This window comes from Bradyrhizobium sp. LB13.1, from assembly GCF_054056815.1.
On the sequence record NZ_JBSRYQ010000001.1, the window covers coordinates 936,972 to 949,916 of the forward strand.

The 12,945-nt window shown below is 65.3% G+C and carries 8 protein-coding genes and 3 pseudogenes; 10 read left to right on the forward strand and 1 reads right to left on the reverse strand.

Going from position 1 to position 12,945, the window contains the following annotated elements; genetic code table 11:
- Positions 1 to 160: 160 nt before the first annotated feature.
- The 5 genes and pseudogenes from ACVWYI_RS04395 to ACVWYI_RS04415 all read left to right on the forward strand — a co-directional run bounded on the left by ACVWYI_RS04395 (position 161) and on the right by ACVWYI_RS04415 (position 4,402).
- A pseudogene (locus ACVWYI_RS04395) lies at positions 161 to 1,133 on the forward strand (aliphatic sulfonate ABC transporter substrate-binding protein).
- A gap of 208 nt (positions 1,134 to 1,341) precedes the next feature.
- Entirely contained in the window at positions 1,342 to 2,187 is an 846-nt protein-coding gene (locus ACVWYI_RS04400) for an ABC transporter permease (protein ID WP_456661325.1), read from the forward strand.
- 4 nt (positions 2,188 to 2,191) lie between these two features.
- Positions 2,192 to 2,977, forward strand: coding sequence for an ABC transporter ATP-binding protein (locus ACVWYI_RS04405; protein WP_247351665.1), 786 nt, complete (start codon positions 2,192 to 2,194; stop codon positions 2,975 to 2,977).
- 54 nt (positions 2,978 to 3,031) lie between these two features.
- Positions 3,032 to 3,541, forward strand: coding sequence for an OsmC family protein (locus tag ACVWYI_RS04410; RefSeq protein ID WP_456661326.1), 510 nt, complete (start codon positions 3,032 to 3,034; stop codon positions 3,539 to 3,541).
- A gap of 61 nt (positions 3,542 to 3,602) precedes the next feature.
- Positions 3,603 to 4,402, forward strand: a pseudogene (locus ACVWYI_RS04415) (hypothetical protein).
- A gap of 109 nt (positions 4,403 to 4,511) precedes the next feature.
- Here the strand turns inward: ACVWYI_RS04415 and mutS are convergent.
- Positions 4,512 to 7,247, reverse strand: a complete 2,736-nt coding sequence (mutS, locus tag ACVWYI_RS04420; RefSeq protein WP_456661327.1) for a DNA mismatch repair protein MutS — start codon at positions 7,245 to 7,247, stop codon at positions 4,512 to 4,514.
- A gap of 216 nt (positions 7,248 to 7,463) precedes the next feature.
- On the opposite strand from mutS, the gene pcaF reads away from it, so the two are divergent.
- The 5 genes and pseudogenes from pcaF (at position 7,464) to ACVWYI_RS04445 (ending at position 12,914) form a co-directional block, all read left to right on the forward strand.
- Complete coding sequence (pcaF, locus tag ACVWYI_RS04425) at positions 7,464 to 8,675, forward strand: 3-oxoadipyl-CoA thiolase (protein WP_456661328.1); 1,212 nt, start codon at positions 7,464 to 7,466, stop codon at positions 8,673 to 8,675.
- Between the two features lie 54 nt (positions 8,676 to 8,729).
- Positions 8,730 to 9,624: pseudogene (locus ACVWYI_RS04430) on the forward strand (dioxygenase family protein).
- Positions 9,625 to 9,720: 96 nt separating this feature from the next.
- Positions 9,721 to 10,422 (forward strand): protocatechuate 3,4-dioxygenase subunit beta, encoded by a 702-nt coding sequence (gene pcaH / locus ACVWYI_RS04435; protein WP_247442101.1) that lies wholly within the window; start codon positions 9,721 to 9,723, stop codon positions 10,420 to 10,422.
- The gene (gene pcaG, locus ACVWYI_RS04440) at positions 10,423 to 11,013 is read left to right on the forward strand and encodes a protocatechuate 3,4-dioxygenase subunit alpha (RefSeq protein ID WP_247442103.1); all 591 of its coding nucleotides are present in this window, start codon (positions 10,423 to 10,425) and stop codon (positions 11,011 to 11,013) included. It abuts the gene before it with no gap.
- A 209-nt stretch (positions 11,014 to 11,222) separates the two neighbouring features.
- A complete protein-coding gene (locus ACVWYI_RS04445) occupies positions 11,223 to 12,914 on the forward strand; it encodes a methyl-accepting chemotaxis protein (RefSeq protein WP_456661329.1) in 1,692 nt (563 codons plus the stop codon).
- The last annotated feature ends 31 nt before the right edge of the window (positions 12,915 to 12,945 follow it).

Below are 12,945 nucleotides of genomic sequence, written 5' to 3' on the forward strand. Positions count from 1 at the left end.
GCTGTCACCCGCCATTCTCTGGCAATAGTCGTTCCATGCTGGAAAGGTACGACTTTGGGCAAAGCTGTTCTCGGTCGGCGCGCTTTCAAGGGGCGGATTTTCTCGTTGACCTCTAGATATAACTCATTGAAAAACAATGAAGTTTTGGAGGAGGCTGGGCATGACTGGGATTACACGACGCATACTGTTGGCCGGAGCGGTGGCTCTTGCTGTGAGCCCCGCGGCGCGGGCGGCGGATCCGCTCAAGGAAATCCGTATCGACTGGGCGACCTATAATCCCGTGTCGATGGTCCTGAAGCAGAAGGGCCTCCTGGAGAAGGAGTTCGCCAAGGACGGCATCACCGTCACCTGGGTGCAGTCGGCGGGCTCGAACAAGGCGCTCGAATTCCTCAATGCCGGCTCGATCGATTTCGGCTCGACCGCCGGCTCGGCGGCGCTGGTCGCCCGCATCAACGGCAACCCGATCAAATCGATCTACGTCTATTTCGCGTCCCGAATGGACGGCGCTGGTGACATCAAAGGATTCCAAGATAGCAACCGTTACGGACCTCAAGGGCAAACGTGTCGCGGTGACGCGCGGTACAGATCCGCACATCTTCCTGGTGCGCGCGCTGCTTGGCGCAGGCCTCACCGAAAAAGACATCACGCCGGTGCTGCTCCAGCATGCTGACGGCAAGACCGCGCTGATCCGCGGCGACGTCGATGCGTGGGCCGGGCTCGATCCGATGATGGCGCAGGCCGAAGTCGAGGAGGGCGCAAAACTGTTCTACCGCAACGCCGACGCCAATACCTGGGGCATCCTCAATGTGCGCGAGCAGTTCTTGAAGGACTATCCGGATGCCGCCCGCCGCGTGCTCGCGGTGTACGAAGAGGCGCGCAAATATTCGCTGGCCAATTACGACGAGCTGAAGAAGACCTTCATCGCCGTGACCAAGCTGCCGGAGCCTGTCGTCGACAAGCAGCTCAAGGAGCGCACCGAGCTCACCCACAGCCGCATCGGCGCGCCGCAGCGCGAGTCGATCCTCGCCGCGGGCCTCGCCCTGCAACAGGCCGGCGTCGTCGACTCCAAGGTCGACGTGAAGGCGACGCTGGACGCGCTGATCGACGACCAGATCCCGCTGCCGACGAATTGAGATGCTCTTTCCCTCCCCCTTGTGGGGAGGGTGCCTCGCGAAGCGAGGCGGGTGAGGGTATCTTTCCTCACGATCGGTATTGCGAGCGGAGAGAACCGCTCATCCGGCACTTCGCGCCACCTTCTCCGGCAAGGAGAGAAGGGAAAAGCAGCGGAGGGCGCGGCAATAGTAGTGTTGCTTTCCCCGACCAGACGCGCTTCCTACGGCCATGATCTCCGACGCGCCAGTCCTGCAACAAACCTCGGAACCGGCCGAGAGCGCCGCCGCGCCGTCGCGCATCGTGCGTTATGCACGGCCGATGCTGGGTGTGTTGTTGCCGCTGATCCTCGCGCTCGGCTGGGAACTTGTGGTCTGGCTTGGCTGGTCCAACGGCCGGCTGGTGCCGCCCCCCTCGCGCGTCTTTGCCACCATCACTGATCTCGCCCGCTCCGGCGAGCTGATCCGTCACATCGCCGCGACGCTGTGGCGCGTCGGTCTTGGCTTTGCGTTCGGCGTGGTCGCGGGCACGCTGCTCGGAGCTATTTCCGGCTATTGGACGCTGGCGCGCCGGCTGCTCGATCCGACCGTTCAGGCGCTGCGCGCGATCCCCTCGCTGGCCTGGGTGCCGCTGTTCATCCTTTGGCTCGGCATCTTCGAGACTTCGAAGATCGTGCTGATCGCGGTCGGTGTGTTCTTCCCGGTCTATCTCGGCGTGATGGGCGCGATCCTCATCGTCGATCGCAAGATCGTCGAGGTCGGCCGCACCTTCCGTCTCTCCGGCCCCGCCATGATCCGCCGCATTCTGCTGCCCGCAGTGCTGCCGGCCTATGTCGTGTCCTTGCGCGTCGGTCTCGGCCTGGGCTGGATGTTCGTGGTGGCGGCCGAGTTGATCGGCGCGTCCGAAGGCCTCGGCTATCTCCTGCTCGACGGCCAGCAGCTCGGCAAGCCCGCGCAGATCCTCGCCGCCATCGTGATCTTCGCGATCCTCGGCAAGCTCACGGATTGGCTGATCGAGGTCGCGGCCGCGCCCTTCCTGCGCTGGCAGGATGCCTTCGGCCGCACGAAGGGAGCGTAACGCGATGCTGGCGCTCGAACGGGTCAGCAAGACCTATCCCAACGGCGTGCAGGCGCTGGCGCGCTTTTCGGCGGAAATCAAGCAAGGCGAGATCGTCGCCATCATCGGCGGCTCGGGTTGCGGCAAGTCCACGCTGCTGCGCGCCATCGCCGGCCTCGACCGCACGAGTTCCGGTACCGTGACGCTCGACAGCGAGGCGATCGCCTCGCCGCATGCCAAGATCGGCATCATCTTCCAGGAGCCGCGGCTGCTGCCCTGGCTCAGTGTCGCCGACAATATCGGCTTTGGTCTTGCCGATGCGCCCGCGACTGAGCGGCGTGAAAAGGTGGCGCGCGCGCTCGAGCGTGTCGGGCTCGCCGACAAGGCGCAGGCCTGGCCGCGCGAGCTTTCGGGCGGGCAGGCACAGCGTGTCGCGATCGCACGCGCGCTGGTGCCTCAGCCCGAGGTGCTCTTGCTCGACGAGCCGTTCTCGGCGCTCGACGCCTTCACCCGCAGGGATCTCCAGGATCATCTGCTCGATCTTTGGGCCGATACGCGGCCGACGCTCATCCTCGTCACGCATGACGTCGACGAGGCCGTGGTGCTGGCTGACCGCGTGCTGGTGATGCGGCCGCGGCCGGGCCGGCTGTTCGACCAGATCGAGATCAATCTGGGCCGGCCGCGCGACCGCAATTCGCCGCTGTTCGAGAATTTCAAGCGAAGTGTGCTGACGTCACTCGACCGTTCGCTCGACCGGAGTGTGCCCGACCGTGACGCAATGCAGGGTCCCGGTCAGGCCATGTGGTGGTGACAATTCGCCTCCGAGCCGGTACATCGGCAGGCGTATTTTCCGGGAGAGAACAAGATGGACGCCGCAGAACTGCGCCAGATGCAGGCCCCGATCAAGGAACGCTACAAGACCGATCCCAAGACCGCGATGATCACGCTGAAGGCCAAGGGCTCGACGGATAGCGATGGCATCGCCTGCAAGGTCGAGACCGGCCGCGCCATCGCAATGGCCGGCCTGCATCCCGCGACCGGCGGTTCCGGCCTGGAGCTCTGCTCCGGCGACATGCTGCTCGAGGCGCTGGTCGCCTGCGCCGGCGTCACGCTGAAATCGGTCGCGACCGCGGTCGAGATCCCGCTGACGACCGGCAACGTTTACGCCGAGGGCGATCTCGATTTCCGCGGCACGCTCGGCGTCGACAAGGAGACCCCGGTCGGCTTCGCCGAGATCCGCCTGCGCTTCGAGGTCGACACCGATGCGCCGCAGGACAAGCTCGACCTGCTGCTCAAGCTCACCGAGCGCTATTGCGTGGTCTATCAGACCATCAAGAACGGCCCGAAGGTCTCGGTGTCGATGCAGCGAATGTAATCAACAAGTGTCGTCCTGGCCTTGTGCGCAATTGCGCACAAGGACGGAATGACAGAAAAAAATGTCCCCCGACCTCCATTTCATTCTCTTCCTTCTCCTGCGCATGGCGATCGCGGCGGCGTTCGTCGTGACGGCCTCCGTTATCACCGAGCGCTCGGGCCCGGTGATCGGAGCGCTGGTGGCGACCCTGCCGATCTCGGCTGGTCCCTCCTACGTCTACCTCGCGCTCGACCACGATGCCGCTTTCATCGCGCAGGGCGCGTTGTCGAGCCTGCCGGTCAATGCTGCCACGATCTTCATGTGCCTCATTTATGTCGTGCTGTCGCAACGGCACAGTCTTTTGGTGAGTTGCGGAAGCGCTGTCGCGGTCTGGATCGTGCTGGCCTCGATCATCCGCCAGTTCGACTGGCCGCTCGCCGCCGGGCTCGTCGCCAATCTGATCGCGTGTTCAGCATCTGCATTCCGCTACTCGCGGGCTATCGCCATGTGAAAATGCCGCTGGTGACGCGCCGCTGGTATGACGTGCCGATGCGCGCTTTGCTGGTTGCGACCCTCGTCGCCATCGTGGTCTCGACGTCGGGCTGGGTCGGCCCCAGGATCAGCGGCATCATCGCGCTGTACCCGGTCGTGTTCTCCAGCATCATGGTGATCCTGCATCCGCGCATCGGGGGGCCGCCGACCGCCGCCGTGCTCGCCAATTCCGCCTGGGGCTTGCTCGGATTCGGCATGGCGATCGCCGTGCTGCACGTCGGCGCCGCCAATTTCGGCTCCGCGATCGGCCTCAGCATGGGGCTCGCCACCTGCGTCGTTTGGAATCTGACGCTGTGGTGGACCGGGCGAAGGAAGCGATTGGCGCACTAGCCTCGTCATTGCGAGGAGCGAAGCGACGAAGCAATCCAGACTGCCGCCACAGAGGGATGCTGGATTGCTCCGCTCCGCTCGCAATGGAATGTTGCGGAAGGACCGTTCGCTACTTCGGCAGTTTCGCTTTCAACGCATACAGCGCATCGAGCGCTTCGCGCGGCGACATCTCGTCCGGGTGCAGGGCCTTCACGGCCTCCATCAGCAGGTCGGCTTCGCTCGGCGGCGCAGCTTCCGCCGCGGCGCGCGAGGGCACCGCGAACAGCGGCAAATCGTCGGCGAGCGCGCGCGCGGTCTGGCCGCGGTCCTGGGCTTCCAGCTTTGCGAGTACCGATTTCGCGCGCGTGATCACGGCGGGCGGCAGGCCAGCCAGCTTCGCCACCTGGATGCCGTAGGAGCGATCGGCCGAGCCCGGCAGCACCTCGTGCAGGAACACGACATTGCCCTGCCACTCCTTCACGCGCACGGTGGCGTTGAACATGCGCGGCAGTTTTGCCGATAGCGCGGTCAGCTCGTGATAATGCGTGGCGAACAGCGTGCGGCAGCGGTTGCTCTCGTGCAGATGCTCGATCGCGGCCCATGCGATCGAGAGACCGTCGAAGGTCGCTGTACCGCGGCCGATCTCGTCGAGGATCACGAGCGCGCGCTCGCCGGCCTGGTTCAGGATCGCAGCGGTCTCGACCATCTCCACCATGAAGGTGGAACGGCCGCGGGCGAGATCGTCGGCGGCTCCGACGCGGGAGAACAGGCGGTCGATAATGCCGATCCGCGCGCGCGTCGCCGGCACGAAACTTCCGATTTGAGCAAGAAGAGCAATCAACGCGTTCTGGCGCAGGAAGGTCGACTTGCCGGCCATGTTGGGACCGGTGAGCAACCAGAGTTGGCCGGACTTTTGCGCAGGTCCCGGCGACAGGTCGCAGGCATTTGCGATGAACGGCTCGCCATTGCGCTTCAGGGCCTGCTCGACCACGGGATGACGGCCGGCCTCGATCGCAAAGCCGAGAGACGAGTCCACCTCGGGCCGCACATAGTTCTCGTCGATCGCCAGCTTGGCCAGCGACGTCGCGACGTCGAGCAGCGCAAAGCCGTGAGCGGCGGCACGCAGATCCTCGCTGATGTCGAGCGCCTTGGCGCAGAGCTGTTCGAAAATCTCGAGCTCGAGGCCGAGCGCACGATCGCCGGCATTGGCGATCTTGGCTTCGATCTCCCCCAATTCGGAGGTGGTGAAGCGCACCTGGCCCGCCAGTGTCTGGCGGTGGATGAAGGTCGCGTTCAGCGGCGGCGACATCAGCTTGTCGCCGTGCTGCGCGGTCACCTCGACGAAATAGCCGAGCACGTTGTTGTGCCGGATCTTCAGGCCCTTGACGCCCGTGCTGTCGGCGTAGCGCGCCTGCATCGAGGCCACCACCAGGCGCGAGGCGTCGCGCAGGTTTCGCGTTTCGTCCAGCGCAGGCTCGTAGCCCTGGCGAACGAAGCCGCCGTCGCGCTTGATCAGCGGCAGTTGATCGTCGAGCGCCCTGGCGAATTCCGCCGCGAGCTCGCGCGATGGTCTTTGCAGCGCCGCCATCACCGCGGCGATCTCCTGCGGCGGTTGGTCGAGTTCGCCGAGCCGCGTCAGCACCTGGTCGGCGGCGATGACGCCGTCGCGCAGACCGGCGAGGTCACGCGGGCCGCCGCGGCCGACCGACAGACGGGCCAGCGCCCGCGACATGTCGGGCGCACCGCGCAGGATGCTGCGGATGTCCTCGCGCGCGACAGAGTCGGCAACGAAGCTGCCGACCGCATCGAGCCGCCGCGCGATCGCCGCCGCATCGGTCAGCGGCGCGGCCAGCCGCTGCGCCAACAGTCGAGACCCCGCCGAGGTCACCGTGCAGTCGATCGCGTCGAGCAGTGAGCCGCGGCGTTCGCCCGCCAGCGTCCGCGTCAGTTCGAGATTGGCGCGCGTCGCCGGATCGATCGCCATCGTCGCACCCGAGGCCTCGCGCGCGGGCGGCGACAGCGGGGGGTGCTTGCCGACCTGGGTGCGGTCGACATAGGTGACGGCCGCGGCCGCGGCGGTGGCTTCGAGACGCGAGAGCTGCGCCAGTCCGTCCATGGTCGCGACGGCAAAATAATCGCACAGCCGTTTCTCGGCGGTGGCGCCGTCGAAGACGTCACGGGTCAGCGGCGTCACCGCCGGCAGCTCGCGCAGGGTCTGTCCGAGCTCGCTGTCGTTGTAGAGCGCGTCGGTGACGATCACCTCGTTCGGATTGATGCGCGCCAGTGTCGCGGTGAGCTCTCCGCCCGAACACTCCGTCACCATGAATTCGGCGGTCGAGATGTCGATCCAGGCGAGGCCAAAGCGGTCACCGCCCGCCGATGAGCGGGCGCGCGCGAGCGCCATCAGATAGTTGTTGGCGCGCGCGTCGAGCAGCGTGTCCTCGGTCAGCGTGCCCGGCGTGACCAGGCGCACCACGCCGCGGCGCACGACGCTCTTGTTGCCGCGCGCCTTGGCGGCGGCGGGATCCTCGGTCTGTTCGCACACCGCCACCCGGTGCCCCGCGATGATCAGCCGGTGCAGATAATCCTCGGAGCGCTCGACCGGCACGCCGCACATCGGGATATCGGCGCCCTGATGCTTGCCGCGCTTGGTCAGCACGATGCCGAGTGTCCTGGAGGCGATCTCGGCGTCCTGGAAGAACAGCTCGTAAAAGTCGCCCATCCGGTAGAACAGCAGCAAGCCCTGATGGGCCGCCTTGATTTCAAGGTACTGTTCCATCATCGGCGTGACGCGCGCGGCAGCTTCCGCCTGCGGCGTGGTCGCTTCGTCGGGGGGCGGTACAGGGATCGGTTGTTGCATTGTCATGGGCGGCGCAACCTACAAAATTTCGCCCCGCGCTCCTATCGCTTTGGCCGGGGCGGGGAGGTTTTCCACGTTGTCCGCACCGCGGCATGCGCTGCTGGCGTGCGCACCCCTCGGAACACGCGCGTATCAGTCAATTGACCTGCCGCGGGCGCCCTCCTAAAACTCCGTCGACATTGAAGAATTTAGGCCCGACCGCGGCATTCAGGGAGAACAACGATGCGTGACGTCTTTATCTGCGATGGGGCCGTGCGGACCCCGATCGGCCGTTTCGGCGGCTCTCTCGCCAAAGTGCGCGCCGACGACCTTGCGGCCGCCCCGATCAGGGCACTGATGGCCAAGCACCCCAATCTCGACTGGGCACAGGTTGACGAGGTCTTCTTCGGCTGCGCCAACCAGGCCGGCGAGGACAACCGCAACGTTGCACGCATGGCGCTCCTGCTTGCGGGCCTGCCGGATTCAGTTCCCGGCCAAACCCTGAACCGGCTCTGTGCCTCCGGCCTCGATGCGGTCGGTGCCGCCGGCCGCGCCATCCGTTCCGGCGAGATCGAGCTCGCGATTGCCGGCGGCGTCGAATCCATGACGCGCGCGCCGTTCGTGATGGGCAAAGCGCAGGAAGCCTTCTCGCGCTCTGCCGACATCTTCGACACCACGATCGGCTGGCGCTTCATCAATCCGCTGCTGAAGGCGCAGTATGGCGTCGATGCCATGCCGGAGACCGGCGAGAACGTTGCGGAAGAATTCCAGGTGTCGCGCGCCGATCAGGATGCTTTCGCGATCCGCTCGCAGCAGCGCGCCGGTGCGGCGATTGCCGCCGGCTATTTCGCCGAAGAAATCACGCCGATCACCATTCCCGGCGGCAAGGCGGGCCCTGTTACCGTCGACAAGGACGAGCATCCGCGCCCCGAGACCACGCTCGAAGCCCTCGCCAAGCTGAGGCCGATCGTACGCAATCCCGGCACGGTGACCGCGGGCAATGCCTCCGGCGTCAATGACGGCGCCGCCGCGATGATCTTGGCATCCGAAGCCGCCGTGAAAAAGCATGGCCTGACGCCGCGTGCCCGCATCCTCGGGCTTGCGTCGGCCGGCGTGCCGCCGCGCATCATGGGCATCGGCCCTGTGCCCGCGACCCGCAAGCTGATGGAGCGCCTCGGCAAGAAGATCAGTGATTTCGACCTGATCGAGCTCAACGAAGCCTTCGCCTCGCAGGGCATCGCCTGCATGCGCCAGCTCGGCGTTGCCGACGACGCCGATTTCGTCAATCCGCATGGCGGCGCGATCGCGCTCGGTCATCCCCTCGGCATGAGCGGCGCGCGCCTTGCGCTCACCGCCGTGCACGGCATGGAAAAGCGCGGCGGCAAGCTCGCGCTTGCCACCATGTGCGTCGGCGTCGGCCAGGGTGTGGCTGTCGCGATCGAGAAGTTGAACTAAGCTCTCTTCTCTCTCCCCGCTTTCGGGAGAGAGAAATTTTAGGGATCCGCTTCCATGATCATTGCGGGCGAGCAGGACGTCACGGCCGCGTCCCTGGCGGTGATGGAGCGGACGTCCGATCCGCGGCTGCGCCAGATCATGGTCTCCCTGGTCAAGCATTTGCACGGCTTCGTCCGCGACGTTCGTCTGACCGAGAAGGAATTCCGCGACGCCACGGCTGTTATCGCCGAGCTCGGCAAGCTCTCGACCGACACGCATAATGAGGTCGTGCTGATTGCGGGCTCGCTCGGCGTCTCGCCGCTGGTGTGCCTACTGAAACAATGGCGATCAGGGCAACACGGAAACCGACCAGTCGCTGCTCGGACCGTTCTGGCGGTTGAACTCGCCGCGGATGGAGAATGGCGGATCGATCGTGCGCTCCAAGACGCCGGGCGCGCCGCTGTTCGTCAACGGTCACGTCGTGGACAGGGACGGCCGTCCCGTCGCCGGCGCCGAGGTCGACGTCTGGCACGCGTCGCCTGTCGGTCTCTATGAGAACCAGGACCCGGAGCAGGTCGACATGAATCTGCGCGGCAAGTTTACGACCGACCAGGACGGAGGCTTCTCTTTCCGCTCCGTGATGATGGTCGGCTATCCCATTCCGACCGATGGCGTGGTCGGCCGTCTACTGGAGGCGCAGAGCCGGCATCCCTATCGTCCCGCGCACCTGCATGCCCTGGTTTTCAAGCCCGGCTTCAAGGTGCTGATCTCGCAGGTCTACGACCCTGCCGATCCGCATATCGACAGCGACGTGCAGTTCGGCGTGACGAAGGCGCTGATAGGCAAGTTCCTGCGTCATGACGCGCCACACCCGACGGAGCGCGATGTCGCGACGCCCTGGTATTCGCTCGATCATGTCTACCGGCTCGAAGCCGGCGAGGCGGTGCTGCCGCGTCCGCCGATCAAATAGGGCTCAAAGCCGCTTCCCCCAATTAGTTATATCCTATAATGATTGGCGGAAGCGTTGACCGGTCGGACCGAAAAAGGGCCGGGGAGGAGTTTGCCAATGACATTCATCTATCCCGTCGACAGCAACCAGGCGCATCCGCTGCCGCTGTCGCCCGAATACAAGAGCTCGATCAAGCGCGCGCCGAACAAGCCCTTGATCCCGATGCGCCATACGCTGTCGGAACTGACTGGTCCGGTCTACGGCCATGAGACTGTGCGCGAGGGAGACAGCGACCTCACCACCCAGCACACCGGCGAGCCGCTCGGAGAGCGCATCATCGTGCACGGCCATGTGCGCGACGAGGACGGCCGCGGCGTTCCGAACTCACTGGTCGAGATCTGGCAGGCCAATTCCTGCGGCCGCTACGTTCACGTCCGCGACCAGCATCCGGCCCCCCTCGATCCGAATTTTACGGGCGCTGGCCGCACCGTGAGCGATGCCTCCGGTTATTATCGTTTTGTCACGATTAAGCCTGGCGCGTATCCCTGGGGCAACCACCACAACGCCTGGCGTCCCGCGCACATCCATCTCTCGGTGTTTGGCCATTCCTTCGTCACGCGTCTGGTGACGCAGATGTACTTCCCGGCCGATCCGCTGTTCCCGTTCGATCCGATCTTCAATTCGGTGCCGGACGAGAAGGCGCGGGCGCGGATGGTGTCGTCGTTCGACTTAGAGAATACCCAGCCCGAATGGGCGCTGTGCTACCGCTTTGACATCGTGCTGCGCGGCAAGAACGCCACGCCTATGGAGAACCATTAAGTGCAGGATAATGGGATCACGCCATCGCAGACGGTTGGCCCGTTCTTCAAATATGGCCTGACGCCGAACGGCGACTACGCCTGGAACGATGCGTTCACGAACTCGACGCTGACTCCCGACGTCACCGGCGATCGCGTCCGCATCGAGGGCCGTGTGTTCGACGGCGATGGAGTCGTTGTGCCTGATGCCATGCTGGAGATCTGGCAGGCCGATGCGCAGGGGCGCTTTGCCGATCCGCAGGACAAGCGCGCGCTGCCAAATGCGAGCTTCCGCGGCTTTGCCCGCTGCGGCACCGACAAGGATGGCAACTACGCCTTCGAAACCATCAAGCCAGGCGCGGTGCCCGATCCCGACGGCAAGCCGCAGGCGCCGCATATCCTGCTTGCGGTGTTTGGCCGCGGCATGCTGCGGCATCTCTATACCCGCATCTATTTCGGCGACGAGGCCGGCAACGCCGCCGACCCCGTGCTGGCGCTGGTGCCGGCCGACCGCCGCGCCACGTTGACCGCCGTACGCGAGGCCGGCAAGCCAGTGTACCGGCTCGACCTGCGATTGCAGGGCGACAACGAAACTGTGTTTTTCGACGTGTGACTGAGGTGGCGTCCCGGATCTGCGCTTGCGCCTATCCGGGACGATGGCGGAGGACCGGGCCCAACTTTCGCTGCCCGAAACCGCTCGCTGACGCCGTTTTCCCGTAGTTCTCCGGAGTCCGCGCGATTCAAATTCCGCGCGAAGCAATCCCGTGTTTACCGTAATCCTCTAGGATCCGTTGGATTTGGCGCGGCCCATCGGATTGTTTCATGAAAATTCGCCTTTCGCTTTCTTCCGCAATCATTGCTTTCGGCATCGTCCTCGCCATCGGCTTTACCGCCGTGGTCTCCACCAGCCTCTACGCCCTGCACGAGCTCAAGGTCGGCGGCCCGCTCTATACCGACATCAAGCTCGGCAATGACCTCATCGCGGACATCCTGCCCCCGCCGGAATATGTGATCGAGGCCTATCTCGAGGCCACCCTCGCCATGCGCGAGCCGGACCGGCTGGCGGCGCACGGCGACCGCCTGGTCCAGCTCCGCAAGGATTACGACGAGCGCAAGGCTTTCTGGGTTACCTCCAGCCTCTCGGCCGACCTGAAGACCGCGCTGGTGTCGAAATCCGACGCCGAAGTGCAGAAGTTCTGGAAGCTGTTGTCCGACCAGCTCCTGCCGGCCCTCAAGGCCAAGGACACGGCCGCCTCCGAGCGCGCCTACGCGCAGCTCAAGGATGCCTACACCGCACATCGCGCCGTCATCGACAGCATTGTCGAGAGCGCCAACAAGCAGAATGCCGACATGGAGAAGCTGGCCGCGGACCGCGACAGCTCCATGCTTTATATCCTCATGGGCGTTTCCGCCGCCGTTCTGGCATTCATTGCCGCGGGCCTGCTCGGCGTCGCGCTCGGCGTGGTGCGCCCGATCGTGCGCATGACAGGCACGATGCAAAAGCTCGCGACCGGCGATCTCGCCGCCGACATCCCCTTCGCACACCGTCAGGACGAGGTTGGGTCGATGGCGGGCGCCCTGCTGGTGTTCAAGCAGGCGGCAGTCGACAATGCCCGGCTGCGCGAAGAACAGCTGCAGCAGGAGCAGGAGGCGGCGCTGGCCAAGCGTGGTGCCCTGCAACAGATGGCCGATACGGTTGAGCGGGAAACCGGCCGCTCGGTCGATACCGCAAGCGCTGCGACCCAAGGCGTAGAACGGGCGGCCTCCAGCCTGTCCGAGATCGCGCGGTCGTTGTCCACGGAGTCGCAGGCGGTTGCCTCGGCGTCCACCCAGGCCCTGAGCAGCTCGCAAACCGTTTCAGCCGCGGCGGAAGAACTGAGTGCTTCGATCCGTGAGATCGCGACCCAGGTCGCGCGGACCAGCACGGTCACAAAATCGGCGGTCGCCGGTCGTGAACAGGCGCGTTCGACCATCCAGGCGTTGGCCGGTTCGGTCAAGAAAATCGCCGAGGTCTCCGATCTCATCGGCGGCATCGCCGGTCAGACCAACCTTCTGGCACTCAACGCCACGATCGAGGCCGCGCGTGCCGGCGAAGCCGGCCGCGGTTTCGCGGTGGTCGCCGCCGAAGTGAAATCCCTGTCCGACCAGACCGCCAAATCCACCGAGGAGATCGCGCGGCTGATTGCCGAGATCCAGGCCTCGACGCAGGCCGCGGTCGATGCCGTCGAAACCATGGGAGGCCACATCCTCGAGATCGACGGAGTTGCCACCTCGGTTGCCGCCGCGATGGAAGAGCAGGACGCCGCGACGCGTGAGATCACGCGGTCGATCTCCGAATCGGCTTCCGCGGCGAAGGAGGTCTCGGCCAAGATCGGCGATGTCAGCCGCGACGCCGCCTCCGTGAACGAGCGCGCCGCGGAGGTCAGACAGGCGATCGCCGGCATGGCGGCAAATCTCGAACAGCTCCGGTCGGTCGTGGTCAGGACCGTGCGCGCCTCGACCGCTGCGGCTTAGGCCGGCATCGGGTTGGCCGCTGGTGCGTGGG